Below are 21,544 nucleotides of genomic sequence, written 5' to 3'. Positions count from 1 at the left end.
TTTTTTAATAGGTATTTTTTTTCTAATACTTAATACTGTTATTTATTCAAGAGCTTTATATAGGAATAAGGCTCTTGTTTTTTTTACTGTTTTCTTAATATGTAGCCTGATAATACAGCTTACTATGAGATATATTGGGGCTGTATTGCATGAGAGTAATTTATATATGAACAATGTATTTTTAATAATACAATTTATTTTGTTATCAATGTTTTACTACCATTTATTGAACAAAAAAATGGTACTTGGACTAATGTTAATAGTTTTGGTTTTTTTGTGTTATCAATATCTGTCAGACCTGGGTTTGATTATGGTCTATAATCCAATTGGTATTACACTGACCCAATCTATTTTAATTGTATATACTATGTTTTACTTCTATAAATCCTTAAATACAGAAAGGCCTAAATTTCTATTAATCAATATAGGTGTGTTTTTATATTTAATTTGTAGTACATTAATCTTTGCTTCAGGGAATTTGATCTTTAACGTAAATATTCCGCAAGAAACTTATCTATTATTAATGAAACTAAATGCTATATTTTATATTATCTTCCAAATCTTAATCTTTATTGAATGGAGAAAGAATTATTACAAGAAGATTCACAGATCATAGTGATTATTTTAATTGCTATTATGGTGTTGCTATTAATGGCAGTATCGTTGGTACTTTTCTTTTTCTTTTCTCGTAAAAAAATAATTGCTGCAGAACTAGAAAAGGCAAATCTGGAGATCTCTTACCAAAAAGATTTACTGCATAGCACCATCGAAGTACAAGAAGAAGAGCGCAAAAGAATCGCTCAGGACTTACACGATGCTATTAGCTCTAAACTAAATGTGGTGAGTTTAAGTACCAATTTTCTAATCGATGGGAATCTACAGGATGACGAAAAAGATCGAACGTTACAACATATACTTGCTGTTACTACCAAAACGTTAGAAAGCTCTAGAAGATTAGCACATAATTTATTACCTCCGATTCTTGAAAATTTTGGATTGCAGGCGGCAATAGAAGAACTTTGCGATGAGTTTATTTGTAGCCAAAAATTACAGATTGATCACAATATTGTTTATACCAATTTATTGTCTAAGAGCAATGAATTGCATATCTTCAGGATTATTCAGGAATTACTTAATAATTCCGTGAGACATGGTAACGCTACTAAGGTCACTTTACAAATGAATGAAGAAAATGAACAAGTATTCATTAAATATTCAGACAACGGAACAGGCTTCGATGTGAAATCTGTAAATAAGAACAAAGGGATTGGTCTTAAAAATATCGAAAGTAGAGTAGACATACTCGATGGGGAACTTTCATACGATAGTAAGATCGGTAAGGGAGCAACTTTTAACATCAGCACTAATACACCTAAACAATGAAGAAAGACATTATTAAATTAGCGATAGCCGATGACGAAACATTATTTCGACAAGGAATTACATTTATCCTAAATAAAGAGCAAAATATTGATATCAACATTCAGGCAGAAAATGGTAATGATTTAATTAAGCAATTAGATAATACCAGAGACTTACCAGAGATTATTCTAATGGATTTAAAAATGCCAGATCTCAATGGTGTGGAGACCACTAAGATCGTAAAGAAGAAATTTCCAGATATCAAGATTATAGCATTAACCAGTTATTATAGTAAACCATTTATTACCAATATGATTCAGCAAGGAGCGGTAGCATATTTGGCAAAAAATGCAACACCTACCGAAGTGGTGAATACTATTAATCACGTAGCAATAAAAGGATTTTATTATGATGAGAATGTAATGACCATGCTAGAAGAAGCTTCGCTAAAGTCTGGCAAACAGTCTAAAGATGAAGAGTATTTAACGAAACGAGAACGTGAAGTCTTAAAACTAATCTGCGAACAGAAAACAACTTCTGAAATAGCCGAGCAATTATTTATCAGCCCTAGAACAGTAGAAGGACATAGAAATAATTTATTGGTAAAAACAGGTTCTAAAAATATTGCAGGTTTGGTGATTCATGCGATCGAAAACCAGATATTTGTTAGAAACGCAGAGTTATAGAGAGCTTTATTATGATTTATGGATCTTAGTGAAGGTTAAAACTATGTATCTTACTGTATTTCATTTTTAGTTTTTGAGAACTTTTTACAAAAGCATTTTGCCATTAGCCTTTTTAATTTTTTAGCTAAAAGGAAAAAATCATAGTTTAATAGTAACAACTTTCAGTCGTAGCAGAAACTATAGCAATTTCAATAACTTTTTATTGTCATTCCAGCGTAGGCTGGAATCCATTTTAATTAGGGTGTAAAATTTAATTTCCAGTTGATGAAGAATATGATTGATTATTGCCAAACTTTTTACAAACTAGTACAATCTTTTCATTATCACTATTAGTAGTAAAAAATAAATAGGTATCACCACCATCTTTTATTTTAAATTTTTTCCGAATACCTAATACGGTTTCAGGAAAGTTGCGTGTGGTAATATTCGCTTTAGTGATGTTGGCTTTTTTAATACTTTTTTTCTGATATGGAATGATTTGAAGGATCTCAAAACTTCTTCCAGGAAATTCGATCCATGTGTCAGAAGTATATAAATGTGAGTGGGCGTGGAGTTTATCAATTTTAAAACTCTTCGATACACTTAGAAAACCTCCTGATTTCATGATCGCAGCATTCGGTTCGTACAAATACTTCTTTGGCCCAGATATCGTAGAGATACTAGTTTTTTCTTCTTCATACAAAAATGAAAATTCCTGTCGACCATCTTTGATAAGATTGATGGTTTTTATGGCAATATCATCGGTATGATCTTTTTCAATGACCCAAAGCAATTCTTTAACCTCATTTTGCACGGCAACAACATGGATTTCTTTTACAAATCGTAATGAATTGATACCAGCATTAATGTCGAGTAGAGGAGATGTTTTGATTAAAATGTGATCGCTTTTGGATAGTAAAAAATCTAAATGCGAGGGAACATCAGGCAAACAGTCTTCCAGAAAAAATACTTTCCCTTTGCTATCATGTCTACGTGAAGGGTCGATATAAATCCAGTCAACTTTGGTAAAGTTTTCTAGAATCACTAAACCATCACCCATTTCAGTTTGAATATTAGTAGCTTCTAATACCTGGAAGTTATGATTTGCTATCTCGCTAAGTTCAGCGTTTAGTTCGCAATGGATAACTCTAGAAACTTTTTTAGAAAAATAATAATCATCAATTCCTAATCCTCCAGTAAGATCGATTAAGAAATCACCAGAGACTAATTCACTTTTATATTTAGCAGTAACCTCAGATGAGGTTTGTTCTAGATTAATGGTTGGCGGATAATAAATGTCTCTCGTTTGATACCAAAGAGGAAGTTTGGTTTTTGCTTTGTTCCTTCCACTAATTTGCTGTGCGAGTTCTTTGCTGTTTACACCATCAAAAGGACTACCTGATAATATTAATTTTGTAATATCAACCGCACCTTCGGATGTTTCGAAAACGTAGTCTTGAACTTCGCTATGTAAAATAAGAGCATTCAAGTATTATAACTCTTTAGTCAATTGTTTTACAATCTTATATTCTGATAAAAACTCTTTGGCAATTACTTTTATCGCTGTATAGAATGGTACGGCTACAATCAATCCTCCAATGCCAAATAATGCTCCAAAAATAAGTATGGCTAGGAAAATTTCTAAAGGATGCGATTTTACACTATTACCAAAAATTAAGGGTTGATTAAGGAAATTATCTATCAATTGAATGATGATATAACCTATCAATATATAGCATAATTTTGGCAGTATCACGGATTGGAAATCTGCTCCCAAATTACTAGTAGTCGCAAGGATTAATACCAAAGCCCCTCCAAAAAGAGGGCCAACATAAGGGATTAAATTAAAAATAGCCGCAATAAGCGCAAGTGCAACAGCATTATGAACTCCAAAAACTAAAAGTAGAATGGTATACAAAACAAATAAAATCAATACCTGAAGTAACAGACCTACAAAATAACGAGACAATAAATCTTTGATCTTAGTAAAGGCAGTCATAAACCTAGTTTCATCTTCTTTTTTTGCAAAAACGAGTAAACTTGTTTCTAGAAGTTTGCTATCCTTCAAAAGAAAAAAGGAAATAAAGAGTACGGAGAATAGTCCAATGAGTACAGCACCGAAACCACTTAAAAAATTATTAATAGTATCAGGAATAGCTTTTAAATCAAAGAATTCCATCAAGTCTGTTTGCTTGATCAGTTCTACGAAGTTTAGTTTTTCTATGTTAAAATAGTCACTTATTTCTTGATTCAATTGATCGAGGTCATCTCCAACTTCATTAATATTAATTTCACCAATTAATTGACCTTGCTCCGCAATAATAGGAACAAATAGTAAAAAAAGACTCATAAAAAGACCTATAGAAATAAATAGCGTAAACACGACCGCTAGGGTATTGTTAAACTTTAATCTTCGTTTTAGAAATAATACCAATGGTCTACCCATTAAAGAAAATACTGCGGCAAAAGCAATGTAGATGAGAATAGATTGTATTTTATATAAAAACCAAAGTAAAATAAGTATTCCAACAATTACTCCAAGAGCTCTTAGAATACCATATGCTATTGTTTTTGAATTCATATGAATTATTTTTCTGGAGTTCCAAAGTTAGTATAAACAGCCTAACATGGGTACTTTTAGGTTATTTTTTGTAATTACTTTCGATCAATCAGTAATCATCATTTGCTTCGTGATTTCGAATAACGCAATACCAGTAGCGGTTGCTACATTCATACTGCTATTATTTCCATACATATTGATATGCACACTATTTGTAAGTTTTGTGAGGATATGTTCAGAAATTCCTAAATTTTCTTCTCCTATTACCAATGCTATTTTATCGTTTGCAGAAAAGGTATAGTTTGCAATTTCAATGCTATCTTCTGTAATTTCTAAACCTACTATTTTGTATCCTTTATCTTGTAAGGTGTCCAATACAGTTACAATATCTTCCTGTTCTTCATAACTCACAAAGTTATGAGTAGATCTAGCAGTACGCTGCATTCGCTTACTAATAATGGTAAGATCTTCTCCACAGAAATAAATATGTTCTACACCAAAGCTATCTGCAATCCTAAAAATACTTCCAATATTAGCGGGAGCATTTACTCGATCACAAACAAGAGTAATAGGAAATTGTTTTTTGATAAAAGTAGTATTGTCGTGATGAAGCTGTGAAGACATGAATTTAGTTTTCAAAAGCGTATTTGATAATATTAGCACCCATTTTTAGTGCTTTTTGTCTTACTTCTTCAGGATCGTTATGAACTTCTGGGTTTTCCCATCCATCACCTAAATCACTTTCAAAAGTAAAAAGCAACACCAGTCGGCCTTCATGTGTAATCCCTAAAGCTTGTGGTCTTTCTCCATCATGTTCATGTATTTTTGGTAAGCCATCAGGAAACTTAAATTTCGCAGAGAAGATAGGATGAGACGCAGGTAACTCCTCCAATTCTATGTCTGGGAAAACTTTAACTAATTCTTTTCGAATATAAGGTTCCATCCCATAATTATCATCAATATGTAAAAACCCTCCACTTAATAAATAGTTACGTAGATTTTCGGCGTCTTGTTCTGTAAAAAACACATTTCCATGTCCAGTCATATGAATATAAGGATACTGAAAGATATCTACACTTTGCGGTTTTACGGTTTTAGGTTTAGCGCTCATGGCTGTATTGATATTCTGATTACAAAAACTAATAAGGTTAGGTAATGCCGTTGGATTACTGTACCAATCACCACCACCATTATAATGTAAAATAGCAATATCCTGAGCGTTTAGCATCGCACTAAAGAATAATACTCCGATAAAACTTGTAAGTTTTGTTACCATCATCGTCTAAATAAGAGATTCTAAAAGTACTAAAATAAAAAAGATGATAAGAAACCTTTTGATACTATTAACGATCACAATTTCTTCATGGGCCACTGCACAACAAGCAGATAAGTCTATTGTAGTTATGGAATTATTTACTTCACAAGGATGTAGTAGTTGTCCTCCAGCAGATGAATTGCTGGATGCAATAAAAGAAAAGTATAAAAATGATAACGTTTTTGTATTGTCTTATCACGTTGATTACTGGAATCGATTAGGTTGGAAAGATCCTTTTAGTACCGAAGAATTTACGGATTACCAGAGGGATTATGCACAACAATTTAATAGCAGATCTATCTATACTCCTCAATTGGTAGTTAACGGGAGTGAACATTTTACAGGTTCTAATAGTAGTAAAGCAGTTTCTGCTATTCGTAATTATTCAAAACAAACAACGAATAATATAATCCAATTAAAGGATGTCAAACGAAAAGATGAAATTATTGCTATTAATTATGAAGTAGATGGAGAAGGTTTTGAGCAAATCACATTAGCATTGGTAGTATCCGAACGAATTACAAAAATTAAAAGAGGAGAAAATCGAAATAGAACGCTTAAAAATTCCAATATAGTAGCTAATAGGGTTACAAGTACTAAAGATATAGATTCTATTGAGATTACAATTCCTGATTGGGTAGAAGATAAGGATGAATTGACAATTATAGCCTATACTCAAAACAATAAATTAATCACTACAGGTGCTGCAAAAGTATCTATCTGATTAATTACTTTTTTGCATACGTTAAAGTCATAACTAGTGATACAGTTATGACTTTTTTTATATTTCAATATTAATTTTTGAAATCAAAATTTCATTACAGCTACAGTGTAACAAATTAATCATAAAAACGTCTCGTAAAAAAGGTATATTAGTATTGTTTAAAATTGATTTTTAAATATTACAATGCCTGAAAATCAATCAAAAACCACATAAATCATTTATCATGAAAAAAAAACGTACCTGGAAGTTTTGGACTTCACGAACCTTGCTAGTCATTTTTGCCTTAGTTGCATTTTGGGTTGGAAATCTTATTTGGTTTCGTCCTTTTAATATCACTCATTTTTATGATAGGATATTTGCAGAGTTGGCTTTGGATAGTCCAGAATTAACTACTGCAATGGGAATTCCAGTAATATATAACTGGTCTAAAGATGAGTTAGACGATATCTCGGACAAAAAGCAATGGGAAACTTTTAATAAAATAAAAGAAGATTACGAAACCTTAAAAAGTTATGATTTCGAAAGTCAATCAGAAGCCAATAAGTTAAATACAAGAATTTTAGGGTATTATTTAAAAGGAGAATTAGAAGGAGAGCGATTTTTTTATCATGATTATCCCGTAAATCAAATGGGTGGTGTACAAAGTTCTTTACCCAGTCTTATGGAAGATTCGCACAAGCTTAGGGATAAGAGTGATGCTGAAGCGTATATTACTCGTTTATCCAAATTTGAAACAAAATTTAATCAGCTTATAGAAAATCTAAAAATTAGAGAAGAAAAGGGGATTATACCTCCAAAGTTTGTAATGGATAGAGTACTCGATGAGATGAAAGGTTTTATCGGAAAAAAAGAAAACGAGATCAAGGAAACGGATGATGCAGTAACATCGAATATTTTATACAGCAATTTTGATACGAAAATTGATAAAATAGAAGACTTATCTCAGAAAGAAAAAAATGAGCTTAAAGAACAAGTGAAGAATGAAATTGCGACTACAGTATTCGGCTCATATCAGAAGCTTATTAGTTATTTTGAGCAATTACAACCAAAAGCAACGACAGATGCAGGCGTTTGGAAACTACCAGAAGGAGATGCATATTACAGATATCAGCTAAAACAACGAACCACTACTGATCTAGATCCAGAAGAAGTGCATACTATTGGTTTATCAGAAGTAGCTAGAATTAAAGGCGAAATGGAGGCTATTCTTTCTTCTCAGGGATATGCTGATTCTACAAAAACTGTTGGAGCTATTATTCAGGAATTAAATAAAGAAGACCGTTTTCTTTTCCCTAATAATGATGAAGGGAGACAAATGGTGATTGATGAATATAACCGAATTCTTTCCGAGATTAGTAATGGTCTGGATGATGCCTTTGATATAAGGCCCAAAGCAGCACTAGAAGTAAAAAGAGTTCCAGAATTTAAGGAAGAAGGATCGGCAGGAGCCTATTATAATAGACCAGCAATGGACGGGTCTAGAGGAGGAGTGTTTTATGCGAATCTAAGAAATGTACATGAATCTGTTAAATTCGGAATGAAGACTTTGGCCTATCATGAAGGTATACCAGGACATCATTTTCAAATTGCAATTCAGTCCGAACTAGAAGGAGTTCCTATTTTTAGAACGATTGGGCTTTTTACTTCTTACATCGAAGGATGGGCTTTATACTCCGAACAATTAGCTTGGGAACTTGGTTTTTATGAAAACGATCCTTTTGGAAATTTAGGAAGATTACAAGCAGAAATGTTTAGAGCTGTACGGTTGGTAGTGGATACTGGGATTCATCATAAAAAATGGACACGAGAGCAAGCGATCGATTATATGGTACAAAATACAGGCATGACCACCACAGAAGTAACTACGGAAATAGAAAGATATATTGTATGGCCAGGACAAGCATGTGCCTATAAAATTGGGATGTTGAAAATTTTAGAACTTAGAGAAAAGGCAAAAAAAGAATTGGGAGATCGTTTTGATCTGAGAGAATTTCATAATGCAGTTCTAAAAGATGGAGCCGTTCCCTTAGATATTTTAGAAGAAATTATTGATGCTTATATAGAGAGAACCAAAGCAAAAAGTGCTAGTTAGAACATTGGTTTTAGGACTATTTTTCTTAGGATGTCTATTTTTAATTTCAATTAGTTGATTTTGGGGCATAATTTTGAGAAAATAGTAGTAGTTTTAAATTACTTAAAAACAGAATATGGATTTACAACAAAATAAAGATAATGCTGTAGCTTTCTACAAAATGGCTTATGAAGGTAATCCCAGAGCAGCAGTGGAGAAATATGTTGGAGACCAATATATCCAGCATAATCCAGATGTAGCAGATGGTACTGAAGGATTTATCTCATATTTTGAAAGAATGCAAGAAGAATATGCAGATAAATCTATAGAATTTGTAAGGTGTATTGCAGAAGGAGATTTAGTGGCATTACATACGCATCAAACTTGGCCTGGAAATGATGAATATATCACCATGGATTTTTTTCGTTTTGATGACAATGGAAAAATTTGTGAGCATTGGGATTCGATTCAGCAAATTCCAAAAGAGTCTGCGAACCCTAATACAATGTATTAAGAAGTAAACTATTTAAGCATACTGGAAATCAAATAACAGTTATGAATACAAAAAAGAGTGTCTTATAAGACACTCTTTTTTGTATGTTTATATCAATACTTTATTCAATTACCAATTTTTTAGTAACTGCTGTATTGTTTTGTTCTATTCTTATGATATAAATGCCAGAATTTAAACCTGAAACATTAAGTTGGCTATCATTTAAAGTTTCAGATATCACCTGCTTCCCTAAAACATCGAATACTACCGCTGATATATCAGTATTAGAAGATGACGTAATATTTATAAATCCAGTATTTGTAGGATTAGGAAAAACAGCAAAGTCATCGGAAACTCTATCAAATGAGTCTACCGATAAAACAAAATCATTAAGATCTCTTAGATAAATTTGTGCTGTGCCATTAAACTCACCAGCTACACCAACCACACTGCTTAATTCGGAAGTTGGAATTAGTTCTCCGATATAATCTGCGGAGAAAAAATCTGTTCTTTTTATTACAGTATTAGAACCATCAGTTAAATCATAATTTTGAGCTGTGGCAAATGTTGCTATACCATCTCCATCAACAAAGGTTACATTTTCTATTTCAATTAATTCAGATTCATAATCATCAGGGGCAGCATTAAATGCAGTTATAGTTACGATTTGTGGTGTTACTGTATTTCCAGATGATGAAATTACACCAGAATCTTCTGTAGGAATAAATCTTAAAATTCCATTGCTCTGTTCAGTAGTACCTTTTAAACCAGTTACTAAATCACCAACTGCATATGGGGTTGTAATAACATCAGTTTCATCATAAATTAGAATTCCTGAAATGTCAGTGTCTTGTATCCATCTTCTATTATTAAAACCATCCGTATGCGTAACAAGAGAACCTCCAGTAATTTCATAGAATCTTCCAAGGCCATTTGCATTTACATCAGCTATTAAAGCAGTAATATTGGCAACAGTGTTTAGTGATCCTACACTAAAATTAGTCATATCTGTATCTACGGCACTCATTCCGGAATTTAGTGTCACTGTGATGTCGTATGTCTCTCCATCCGTTGTTGAAACTGCAAAAGGACTTGTAACATCAGTAGTAGTTGATCCATTAACAGAAATATCTACAGTTTCACCACCTGATAAATTAGCTGTATTCCATTCAACATTTACACTACTCGTTCCAGGAGCGAAAACTGTAGATGCAGTAGGAGCGGTTAGCGAAATTGTAGGTGTAGCAACAAAACCTTCTATGATTCTTATATTATCAATTGCAATATCTTCGTCACCAGCATCTAAATTATTAAAGGTGATTCTTAGATCCGCCGAACTTCCAGTTCCAGAAATGGCAGCAGTAAATTCTTGGAAAGTATCTGTTAATAAAGGTGTGTCTGCGGTTCCATCAAAGTTCGTATCCAATCCTGGTTCTGTATTAGTAGCACCACCACCAGAAAATTGTAAAAGATTAGTATAACCTCCACCATCAATATTAATTTCAACCACTACATTGGTATCAGCATCCCAATCTTCATTACCATCACTGGAATCATCCTCAGCAACTAAAATAGCTAAAGTCATATTAGTATTTCCAGTGATATCAATACCTGTAAAGGTTAAGGTCTCTACATCTAAAGTACAAGGTGCTCCATCGGTGTCTTGAGCAGCAAAGAAAAAAGAACCATCAACACCATTAACAGTGTAAGAATTTACATCAGAACCATCAGTTCTTGTAAAAAAGTCAGTTCCATCATTACAGGTTTCTGAAGGAGTTCCAGAGTTTCCTGTCTCAAAAGATTCTGAAAAGACAGTAGTTTGCCCAAAAGAAGCAAAAGATAAAGAAAGAGTTAAAAATAAAAAATAAAGTTTTTTCATAATATAAATAATTGAGTGAAAAATAGTTCAGCAATATACAAAGAAATTACTGTGGTAAATCCATAGATCTTAGAAACTCTTTATTCTTAATTATAACTTAACACTAAGAAAAAGAATTTAATAGAGGAGTACAATTTATTAAAAACTATATCCTACTGATTCAGAAAAGCAACACTATGTGTAGCAACGATTGCGGCAGTTTCTGTTCGTAATCGCGTATTTCCCAAGGTTACTGGTGTGTAGCCAGTAGTTATGGCAGTTGCTATTTCCTTGCTAGAAAAATCACCTTCTGGTCCGATTAAAATAGTAGTACTGCCTTTTGTTTTTAGAGTTTCTTGCAAGGATTTTTTATCAGTTTCTTCACAATGCGCTATCAATAGCTGATCGTTGTTTTCTTGTTTTATGAATTCTGTAAATGAAATAGCAGGGTTTAATACGGGTAAATAATATTGCAGGGATTGTTTCATAGCACTTTGTAGAATACGCTCAAAACGTTCTTGTTTTATTACTTTTCGCTCACTATGATCACATATAACGGGAGTAATCTCGTCAACACCTATTTCTGTTGCCTTTTCTAAAAACCATTCGTACCGATCATTCATTTTGGTAGGAGCTACGGCTAGATGTAGTCTATAGTCTTTTCGATCATGATGATTTTTATCTTGTAGTTGTATAATACACTTGTTAGGACTGGAAAATGTGATGAGACCTTTACATAATAAACCAATTCCATTTGTAATCTGAAGAATATCACCTTCTTTTTTACGAAGTACCTTGGTTATATGTTTACTTTCTTCTCTGGAGAATTCGAATTCTTCAGTAGCGCCTGTGATATCTTTACTATAAAAAAGCTGCATAGTAATTAAAACTTAATTCTAGCTTTGGCTACAATACTCATATCTGTAAAATCTTGTTGCAAATATTTTAAGTAACCAACAATACCGATCATCGCTGCATTATCAGTTGTATATTCAAACTTTGGAACGAAAGTCTTCCATCCATATTTGAATTCGCCTTCTTTTAATGCTTTTCTAATTCCTGAATTGGCAGAAACGCCACCGCCGATAGCTATGGATTTAATTCCAGTTTCTTTAGAAGCCTTTTTTAATTTATCGATCAAGATATTGATTATCGTATGTTGAATAGATGCACATACATCATGAAGATTTTCTTCTATGAAGTTAGGATTTTCTTTTAGTTGTTTTTGAACAAAATATAAAATTCCTGTTTTGAGACCGCTAAAACTAAAATTCAAACCATCTACTCGAGGTTTGGTAAAAGGAAACGCTTTTGGATTCCCTAATTGAGCATATTTATCTACAAGAGGTCCTCCTGGATACGGTAAGCCTAATATTTTAGCACTTTTGTCAAAAGCCTCTCCAACTGCATCATCAATTGTTTCTCCAATAATTTCCATTTCGAAATGATCAGTCACCTTTACTACTTGCGTATGACCACCACTGATCGTTAGAGCTAAAAAAGGAAATTCAGGTTTATCAAATCCTTCTTCATCAATAAAATGCGCCAAAATATGTGCTTGCATATGATTTACATCAATCAAAGGGATATCTAACGCTAATGCTAGTGATTTTGCAAAAGATGTTCCGACTAATAAAGATCCCATCAAACCAGGACCTCTTGTAAAGGCTATTGCGGTAAGATCATCTTTGGTAATTCCAGCCTGTTTAATAGCCTGATCAATTACAGGAACAATGTTCTGCTGATGTGCTCTAGAAGCTAATTCTGGAACCACACCACCGTATTGTTCATGAATTTTTTGCGAAGCAACAACATTTGATAATACACAATCGTTGCATAATATAGCGGCAGAAGTATCATCGCAAGATGATTCAATACCTAAGATGTATACATTTTGTGAGCTCATTATGAGGAAAAAGGCATAGAAATTGTTAATATTGTCAGCAAAGTTAAAACAATAAAACATATCAAAAAATTTGGGAAAATATTGAAAAGGATATTACTTATCCTTATATCGCTATTTGTGCTATTAGTGATCTTATTTTCAATTCCCGCAATTCAAACTTTTTTTGGACGAAAAATAACCAATTATATCAATAAAGAATATAATGTAGATATTAACATTGGTAAAGTCGGTTTAACATATTCTGGAAAAGTAAATTTAAAAGAAGTCTTTGTAAAAGACCATCATCAGGATACCTTATTATTTGCTAGAAGTATCGCAACTTCCATTTTAAATCTTAGAGAGATTTCTAAAGGACAGCCAGAGTTAGGAGCAGTTTCGATAGATGATCTAACATTTAGAATGAAAATGTACAAAGGTGAGAGTAGTGATAACCTTATGACTTTCATAAGAAAATTTAATACTGGTAAAAAATCCTCGTCTACAACTAAATTTTTACTTACTACAGGTAATGTTACCATGGAGAATGGTAAGTTTAGTTATATCGATGAAAATCTTAATTATTCTGATATTGTCATTCTACGAGATATTATGTTGGATGCGGAGAGTCTTAAGGTGGATGGAGAAGATTTCTATATAACTACAGACCTTTTAGCATTCAAGGATCATAGAGGTTTAAATGTCTCGAATTTGAAAACTGGATTTTCTATTACCCCAACGGAAATGCGTTTTAGAGATTTACTCTTAGAAACCCAAGATTCTAAGGTAGATGGTCAAATTGTATTCGAGTATGAAAGAGGTGGTCTTATAGATTTTGAGAATAGTGTGAATATTACAGCCGATTTTATAAAAGCTGTAATTTCTACGAATGATTTGATTCCATTTTATAATGAATTTGGCAGAGATGAAGATCTTACGTTAAAAAACACTACGTTAAAAGGGACTTTAAATGATTTTGAAGTATTAGATTCTGATATTTCTGGATTGGACAGATCGGTAATTCAAGGAAATATACGAATTAGAAATGCAGTGACAGATGTCTCCAAATTCAGATTAGATGGGGACTTAACCAACTTGACAACCAATTATTATGATCTAGTGAATCTGCTTCCTAATATTTTAGGACAGTCACTACCGAAACAACTATATCAGCTAGGAAGTGTAAAAGGAGTTGGTAAGACGATAGTAACCATTAAGGATGTGGATATTGATATGGATTTCTTTTCTCAGTTAGGGAAAATCAATGCTTTTGTCTTACTGGGAGATTTAGATGATGTTAAAAGTGCAACATATAATGGTAGTGTAATATCAAACAATTTTAATGTAGGTCAATTATTGGGCAAACCACGATTAGGAAATGCTGCATTTGATATTAATGTAGATGGAAGCGGTTTTACCTTGGACAATCTAGATACCAAGCTAGAAGGAGATATAAAAAAATTAGAGTTTAATGGATATACTTATACGAATCTAAATGTATTTGGAAATTTAAAAGATCCGGTTTTTGATGGAAAGTTAGTGGCAGATGATCCAAACATGAAATTTAGCTTTAATGGTGTAGCGGATATTTCCGAAGCAATTAATAATTATGATTTTGTTGCCAATGTAGATCATATAGATCTTCATAAACTAAATATTTTTACTAGAGATAGCATTTCTATTTTTAATGGAGATGTGAAGATGAAGATGAAAGGAACAGGTATTAATGACGCTTTTGGTACCATTTCTTTTGAAAAAACATTATACAAAAATCAAAATGCCAGTTATTATTTTGATGATTTTGACATCACATCTAGTTTTGATGACCAAAATATCAGAACGATTACTATGAATAGTCCTGATATTATCGAAGGTAATGTAAAAGGAGTTTTTAGGTTCGAAAACGTGTATGATTTATTTAGAAATTCTATCGGTAGTTTATATACTAATTTTGAGCCGACTGAGATTACAGATAATGAATTCATGGAATTTAATTTCAGAATTTATAATAAGATTGTAGATGTCTTTTTCCCCGAAATTCAGTTCGCTCCCAATACGTTTATTAAAGGAAAAGTAGAAAGCAATGATTCTGAATTTAAGTTAACTTTTAAATCACCTTCGATTAAGGCGTTTGATAATCTTATGAAAAAGGTAGATATTCAAGTTGATAATAAGAACCCTTTATTTAATACCTACGTCGCTATTGATAGCATTAATACTAAGTATTATGATGTCTCTAAGTTTAGCTTGATTAATGTAACTCTTAATGATACATTATTCATGCGTTCTGAATTTAAAGGAGGTAAGAATAATGTGGATAATTACAATTTAGAATTTTATCATACAATCAACGAAGACAATAACTCGGTATTAGGATTTAAAAAATCCGATTTTACTTTTAAAGGATACACATGGTATGCAAATCCATATAAAAGTAAGAGTAATAATAAGATCATTTTTGATAACGACTTTAAAAATATAGCTATACAATCTATTAAGCTTATCCATGAAGACGAAGAGATCAGCGTTTCTGGGGTTATGGAAGGCAAAGATCATAAAGATATTAAGGCTACTTTTAAAGATGTAGATTTAAATAAAATTACGCCTTATATAGAGGATCTAAAGTTATCAGGTGTAGTCGATGGAGATCTTAATATATTTCAGGAAAAAGGAGTTTATTTCCCAAGTTCTACAGTAATTATTAATGATTTAGGTGTAAACGATATCAATATGGGTGAGCTACGAGTCAATGCATCAGGAAATGAATCATTAACTCAGTATTCAATCAATACAAGACTAGTAAACAACGAAGATATAAAGACATTATCCGCGGTGGGTTCTATTAATGTTTCTAACAATAATCCAGATATGAATATCGATGTAAACTTAGATCAATTAGATATATCAGGATTTAGCAATTTAGGAGGAATCGTAATTTCTGATCTTCGTGGATTAGTTTCTGGAAAAGCCAAAATAAGCGGGAATTATGTTAATCCTTCGATTGATGGAGTCTTAACATTAGATAAAGCAGGTTTAAAAGTACCTTACTTAAACGTGGATCTCGATTTTGATAATAATTCTCGTGTTGTTTTAGAGGAGCAGCGTTTTAATTTTGATAATATCGATATCACAGATACAAAATATAAAACAAAAGGAATATTAGGAGGATATATAGGTCATCAACGGTTCTCGAAATGGGATTTAGGTCTTACCTTAAAAGCAAAAGAAAGATTGTTAGTTCTCGATACGGAAGAAGATGAAGAATCTTTATATTACGGAACAGGTTTTATCAGTGGAGATGCTACCATAGCAGGACCGACCGATGGTTTAGTAATTGATGTTAATGCTACTACAGAAAAAGGAACAGTTTTCAAAATTCCTCTGAATGAGTCTGAATCTATAGGAGATAACTCTTATATACATTTCTTAAGTCCAGAAGAGAAACAGGCGCGATTAGATGGTAAGGAGATTATCTTAGAAGAAATTAAGGGGTTAGAGTTAAATTTTGATTTGTATGTAAATAACAATGCGTTAGTAGAAGTTGTAGTTGATAAAAAAACTGGTAGTTCTCTAAAAGGTAGAGGTGCAGGAACACTATTAATAGAGATAAATACCAATGGTAAATTTAATATGTGGGGAGATTTTGTAGCATACGAAGGAAGCTATAATTTTAGATATGGAGCGCTAGTAGGTAAAGATTTTACAGTAAGATCAGGAGGAAGTATTAACTGGGATGGTAGTCCGACTAGGGCAAAACTTAATTTAAGTGCAGTATACAAAACAGAAGCAAATCCAGCTGTATTATTAGAAAATGCTACGATTAACCGAAAAATACCAGTAGAAGTAGTGGTTGATCTTAATGGAGAATTAATACAACCAGATCTTAATTTTAATATAGAATTGCCTAATTTGAGTTCAGTAGCCAAAAGTGAGTTGGAGTATCAATTAGAAGATCAAGCAACAAAGGAACTACAAGCGTTGTCTTTAGTAACACAAGGTCAATTTTATAGTGGGAATTTAGATCCTACCTTTATTACAGGGAATTTGGTAGAAAGAGCTGCAGGATTGGTAAATGGAATATTTTCTGGAGATGATGATAAGTTTAAAGTAGGAGTAAACTATGTTCAAGGTAATCGAAATATCGATCAAGAAGCTGCAGATCAATTTGGAGTTACAGTATCTACACAAATAAATAATAGAATTTTGATAAACGGTAGAGTAGGAGTTCCTATAGGAGGTGTTAGTGAATCTGTTGTAACAGGAGATGTAGAAGTAGAATATTTATTTAATGAAGAAGGAACACTAAAAGGAAAGATTTTTAATCGTCAGAACGAAATTCAATATATCGGAGAAACTCAAGGATATAAACAAGGATTAGGACTTTCCTATTCCGTAGATTTCAATAATTTCGGAGAGCTGATTGATAAAGTATTTAAATCAAAAAAAGTAAAAGATTCGGTAGCCCAAAAAAAGAAGGATACTACCAAAATAGAAACACCAGATTTTATTAATTTTACCGATAAGAATAATTAAATTCTGACAATATAACCTACGATAGATGGCTAAAGAAATTCGGACAATAGGCGTAATGACTTCAGGAGGTGATTCTCCAGGAATGAATGCAGCAATTAGAGCGGTGGCGAGAGCTTGCTCTTATTATAATGTAAAATGTATTGGCTTTTACAGAGGCTATCAGGGCATGATCGAAAATGATTTTTGTGAGATGAATGCCAGAAGTGTTCGCAATATTATAAGTACAGGAGGAACGATTCTGAAATCTGCAAGGTCTTCGGAGTTTAGAACACCAGAAGGGAGAAAAAAAGCTGCAGAAAACTTAAAAAAAGCAGGTGTAGATGCAATGGTACTGATAGGAGGTGATGGAACTTTTAAAGGAGGACAAGTTTTTAGTGAAGAATATGATATTCCGGTGATTGGAGTTCCAGGAACCATTGATAATGATATTGCAGGAACTAATTTTACCATTGGATATGATACGGCTTTAAATACTGTAGTAGAAGCTATTGATAAAATTAGAGATACGGCAAGTTCTCATGATAGACTGTTTTTTATCGAGGTAATGGGACGTGATGCTGGTTTTATAGCATTAAATAGTGGTGTAGGAGCTGGAGCAGAAGAAATCCTTATCCCAGAAGAGGATCTTGGGCTAGATAGGATGCTAGAGTCATTAAAAAGAAGTAAAAGATCTGGAAAATCTTCCAGTATTGTGGTGGTAAGTGAAGGAGATAAAATAGGAAAGAATGTATATGAACTAGCAGACTATGTTACCGAAAACATGCCTGATTATGATGTAAGAGTAACCGTTTTAGGTCATATGCAGCGTGGAGGATCTCCAACTTGTTTTGATAGAACTTTAGCCAGTAGGCTTTGTGTTAAGGCAGTTGAATTATTACTTGATGGAGAAAAGAACGTAATGGTAGGATTGATTAATAACGAGATTGTAGCCACTAATTTTGATGATGGTCTGAAAGAAGATCACAGCATTAACAAGGAATTATTACGAATTTCGGATATACTTTCTGTATAAATTTATGATGACAATAGCTATAATCGCTCACGATGGTAAGAAAGCCGATATGGTACAGTTTCTTAACGAACATCGAGAAATATTAGATTCTAAAAAAATTAAACTTGTTTCTACTGGAACAACAGGAGAAAAAGCAAAAAAAGCTGGTTTTAATGTAGAAGCATTACTTTCTGGTCCTCTTGGTGGAGATGCGCAGATTGCAGCAGGTGTTGCCGAGAAGAATATACATATGGTCATTTTTTTTAGGGATCCTTTAGCTAAACACCCTCACGAACCAGATATTTTTATGTTAATGAGACTTTGTGATGTATATGATGTTCCGTTGGCTACGAACCCATCTACTGCAGAATTATTGCTGAAAGGATTATAGTATTTATAAGGATAAGTGATAGATGCATTGTTCTTATAATTTTCATATCTCATAGAAAGAAAAGTAGATTCTTTTCAAATATTAGTTAGTTTTAATAGGATTAATAAAAGCTCTACCGGATTTTTTCTTTTTTCTTTAAAAGTATTATAGAAATACAAATTTTAAATTTTATTGAATAGAGGTGTTTTATTGATTATTATAAAATAGTATTTTGTTTAAAGAACGATTTAAAATCATAGTTAATTTATAAGCGTTAAATTAAAATATTCATTATCCACTTTAAGGTTTGATTAAAAAAAAATCACATTGATTTTTTGTTTGCTCATTCGCATATTTTCGCGAAAAACTAACAACTAAATATAGCTTTACATGAAATCAAATCTTAAAAACCTAATCTTTTTATTTTTATGTACACATTGCTTTTACGCTCAACAAATAAATACGGTTCTTACTAAAATAGAGCGAACTGTAAATGTAGGCGATGTGTCTGATTATTTTAATCCTTCGTTAGCACCATTTTATCACGGTGTTGCATCGGGTGACCCTTTAGAAAATTCTGTTATTATATGGACTAGAGTTACAACTAATGAGAATAATGTACAAGTAAATTGGAAAATAGCCAAAGATCCTCAGATGAATCAAATTGTACAACAAGGTTCTACAAATACCAGTCAATCAAAAGATTATACGGTAAAAGTTGATGCGATCGGTTTGGAGCCATATATGACGTATTATTATCAGTTCGAATCTTTAGGTGCAAAATCGATTATAGGAAAAACCAGAACTGCTCCCTCACAAGAGGATTTAGTTGATAACTTAAGATTTGCTGTAGTATCGTGTTCAAATTATCAAAATGGATATTTTAATGCGTACAATCAAATCGCAAGTCGAACGGATTTAGATGCTGTAATACATCTAGGAGACTATATTTATGAATATGAATCAGGAGGATATGGTTATAGTAATGAAATTAATCGAGGTCATGTACCAGAAAATGAAATTATTACTTTAGATGATTATAGAGTACGTCATTCTTATTACAAGTTAGATCCAATGTTACGTAATGTGCACCAGCAACATGCCTTTATAAATATATGGGATGATCATGAGTTTGCAAATGATGCAAATAAATTTGGAGCGGAAAATCATACCTCATCCTCAGAAGGTGATTGGGAAGCAAGAAAAAATAATGCATTCAAAGCATATTTTGAATGGATGCCAGTAAGAGCTAATTCCATTGAAGAATACCGACTGTACAGAAAGATATCTTATGGTAAGTTAATGGATTTAATTATGTTAGACACTAGAATAGAAGGAAGAGATACACAAGTAAATTCTTCTAAAAACCTTATTAGTGCTGCCGCTTCTAACGATGCATTTAAAACCTTTGCACAAAATGTAATTGCTAAAAAGGATCTTACCAAAGAAGAGGAATTAAAAGAGGTATTAAAAGAAGTGTTACCGATGATCTTGAATGTTTCTTTAGATAGCGGTGAGAAATCTAAAAATGAAAAAGCTCTAAATGCCGAGGAGTTTGAGCAGGTAATTGATGGTTTCGTGAATCAAGTTTTGCAAAAAGGAAGTTTAGATAAGAAATCAACCTTTGCTTTAGAGCAATTACTACAGAAAGGAACAAAATATAGAGAAAATGAACTATCAAAGTCTAATAAAGAGTCTTATAAATCCATATTAGGATCAGAACAATTTCTGTGGTTAAAAAATGAATTACAAAGCTCTTCTGCAAAATGGAGAATTATTGGTAATCAGGTAGTGGTGATGCCTTGGAATGGTGTTCCTTCTAACGATGCTTGGGATGGATATCAGGAGGAGAGAGAACAACTTTTAGAATTTATTAATACTAACAACATTAACAATGTAATTGTACTAACAGGAGATATACATAGTACTTTTGTTGGTGAAGTACGTTATAAGGGCAATTGCGAAATGTGCGAGTTTGTAGTTCCTAGTGTTACTTCTACTAATTTGGATTTTATTGGTGGAGTTGCTTCGGGATTATCAGAATTTTATGTACGGTTGTTAAACAGACATATAAAAGATGTTGATTTAGATAATCATGGATATTATGTGCTTGATGTAAGAGAAAATAGAGTACAGGCTGATTGGTTTGATACGAATGATGTTTCAAGACCAATAGCACAAGAAAATAGATCTCGTAGCTGGTATGTAAATTCTAATGATTGTAAAGTAAGAAGAACTTCTCAGGCTGCGATAGCACTAAATACCAGAGAAACGCAAAAGGAAACTACTACAAAGCATGAATTGCCTTCAGGAAGTATTAATGAAAAATTCGTTGTCATGGGAGTATACCCAAACCCCATTTTTGATAGAGGGAATGTTCATTATATTATGAATTCCGAGGGTAAGGTGATTATTAATTTGTTTGATATTCAAGGGAGATTGGTTCAAAAGTTACAGGAACAGGAACTTCAAAAAGGGATTTATAATCTATCATTTGATGTTGACGGATTGAAAACCGGTAACTATATACTTTCTATAGAAAGTGATAATACAAAAGTTACTCGAAATGTTATAATAAAATAAACCACGTATCTCCGATAAATTAAAAGCCTAAGTTGATTCAACTTAGGCTTTTTTTAAACAAATGTCTCGTCCTGAAATAAGTTGACGTAATTTAGACTTATTTATGACACATTCAGAAGAACCAAGGAAGAAGCGTA

At 32.5% G+C, this 21,544-nt stretch carries 16 protein-coding genes; 9 read left to right on the top strand and 7 right to left on the bottom strand.

The window, feature by feature from the left end; genetic code table 11:
- The first annotated feature begins 576 nt into the window (after positions 1-576).
- Positions 577-1,383, top strand: coding sequence for a sensor histidine kinase (locus Q1B37_RS19655; RefSeq protein ID WP_299901586.1), 807 nt, complete (start codon positions 577-579; stop codon positions 1,381-1,383).
- The gene (locus tag Q1B37_RS19650; protein WP_299901583.1) at positions 1,380-2,048 is read left to right on the top strand and encodes a response regulator transcription factor; all 669 of its coding nucleotides are present in this window, start codon (positions 1,380-1,382) and stop codon (positions 2,046-2,048) included. Before Q1B37_RS19655 ends, Q1B37_RS19650 begins: the two co-directional genes overlap by 4 nt.
- A 250-nt stretch (positions 2,049-2,298) precedes the next feature.
- Here Q1B37_RS19650 and Q1B37_RS19645 read toward each other — a convergent pair whose 3' ends face one another.
- The 4 genes from Q1B37_RS19645 to Q1B37_RS19630 form a co-directional block, all read right to left on the bottom strand.
- Complete coding sequence (locus tag Q1B37_RS19645) at positions 2,299-3,516, bottom strand: class I SAM-dependent methyltransferase (protein ID WP_299901581.1); 1,218 nt, start codon at positions 3,514-3,516, stop codon at positions 2,299-2,301.
- Between the two features lie 3 nt (positions 3,517-3,519).
- Positions 3,520-4,608 (bottom strand): AI-2E family transporter, encoded by a 1,089-nt coding sequence (locus Q1B37_RS19640; RefSeq protein WP_299901579.1) that lies wholly within the window; start codon positions 4,606-4,608, stop codon positions 3,520-3,522.
- An 84-nt stretch (positions 4,609-4,692) separates the two neighbouring features.
- Positions 4,693-5,211 carry a TrmH family RNA methyltransferase gene (locus Q1B37_RS19635; RefSeq protein WP_299600546.1) on the bottom strand — a complete coding sequence of 173 codons (519 nt, stop codon included), beginning with the start codon at positions 5,209-5,211 and terminating at the stop codon, positions 4,693-4,695.
- 4 nt (positions 5,212-5,215) lie between these two features.
- Positions 5,216-5,863, bottom strand: a complete 648-nt coding sequence (locus Q1B37_RS19630; RefSeq protein WP_299602573.1) for a DUF4159 domain-containing protein — start codon at positions 5,861-5,863, stop codon at positions 5,216-5,218.
- A gap of 43 nt (positions 5,864-5,906) precedes the next feature.
- On the opposite strand from Q1B37_RS19630, the gene Q1B37_RS19625 reads away from it, so the two are divergent.
- From Q1B37_RS19625 to Q1B37_RS19615, 3 genes are all read left to right on the top strand, one after another.
- Positions 5,907-6,626, top strand: coding sequence for a thioredoxin family protein (locus Q1B37_RS19625; protein ID WP_299901578.1), 720 nt, complete (start codon positions 5,907-5,909; stop codon positions 6,624-6,626).
- A gap of 223 nt (positions 6,627-6,849) precedes the next feature.
- The gene (locus Q1B37_RS19620) at positions 6,850-8,718 is read left to right on the top strand and encodes a DUF885 family protein (protein WP_299901577.1); all 1,869 of its coding nucleotides are present in this window, start codon (positions 6,850-6,852) and stop codon (positions 8,716-8,718) included.
- 115 nt (positions 8,719-8,833) lie between these two features.
- A complete protein-coding gene (locus Q1B37_RS19615; RefSeq protein WP_299600553.1) occupies positions 8,834-9,211 on the top strand; it encodes an ester cyclase in 378 nt (125 codons plus the stop codon).
- A 100-nt stretch (positions 9,212-9,311) separates the two neighbouring features.
- On the opposite strand, the gene Q1B37_RS19610 is transcribed toward Q1B37_RS19615, so the two are convergent.
- From Q1B37_RS19610 to tsaD, 3 genes are all read right to left on the bottom strand, one after another.
- Positions 9,312-11,069 carry a T9SS type A sorting domain-containing protein gene (locus tag Q1B37_RS19610; RefSeq protein ID WP_299901575.1) on the bottom strand — a complete coding sequence of 586 codons (1,758 nt, stop codon included), beginning with the start codon at positions 11,067-11,069 and terminating at the stop codon, positions 9,312-9,314.
- A gap of 152 nt (positions 11,070-11,221) precedes the next feature.
- Positions 11,222-11,926, bottom strand: coding sequence for a 16S rRNA (uracil(1498)-N(3))-methyltransferase (locus Q1B37_RS19605; RefSeq protein ID WP_299901572.1), 705 nt, complete (start codon positions 11,924-11,926; stop codon positions 11,222-11,224).
- A 5-nt stretch (positions 11,927-11,931) separates the two neighbouring features.
- Positions 11,932-12,954: a tRNA (adenosine(37)-N6)-threonylcarbamoyltransferase complex transferase subunit TsaD gene (gene tsaD / locus Q1B37_RS19600; RefSeq protein WP_299901569.1), complete on the bottom strand. Its 1,023-nt coding sequence runs from the start codon at positions 12,952-12,954 to the stop codon at positions 11,932-11,934.
- An 81-nt stretch (positions 12,955-13,035) separates the two neighbouring features.
- Here tsaD and Q1B37_RS19595 point away from each other — a divergent pair, with 81 nt between their 5' ends.
- From Q1B37_RS19595 to Q1B37_RS19580, 4 genes are all read left to right on the top strand, one after another.
- On the top strand, positions 13,036-17,463 hold the full coding sequence (locus Q1B37_RS19595; protein WP_299901566.1) for a translocation/assembly module TamB domain-containing protein: 4,428 nt from the start codon (positions 13,036-13,038) through the stop codon (positions 17,461-17,463).
- 25 nt (positions 17,464-17,488) lie between these two features.
- A complete protein-coding gene (pfkA, locus tag Q1B37_RS19590) occupies positions 17,489-18,475 on the top strand; it encodes a 6-phosphofructokinase (protein WP_299600563.1) in 987 nt (328 codons plus the stop codon).
- A gap of 7 nt (positions 18,476-18,482) precedes the next feature.
- The gene (locus tag Q1B37_RS19585; protein WP_299602575.1) at positions 18,483-18,845 is read left to right on the top strand and encodes a methylglyoxal synthase; all 363 of its coding nucleotides are present in this window, start codon (positions 18,483-18,485) and stop codon (positions 18,843-18,845) included.
- Between the two features lie 369 nt (positions 18,846-19,214).
- On the top strand, positions 19,215-21,407 hold the full coding sequence (locus tag Q1B37_RS19580; protein WP_299901563.1) for an alkaline phosphatase D family protein: 2,193 nt from the start codon (positions 19,215-19,217) through the stop codon (positions 21,405-21,407).
- Positions 21,408-21,544: the final 137 nt, after the last annotated feature.

Source organism: uncultured Aquimarina sp. (assembly GCF_947492965.1).
GTDB lineage: Bacteria > Bacteroidota > Bacteroidia > Flavobacteriales > Flavobacteriaceae > Aquimarina.
Note: the sequence above shows the minus strand (reverse complement) of the source record. Positions and strands in the feature narration are given on the sequence as shown.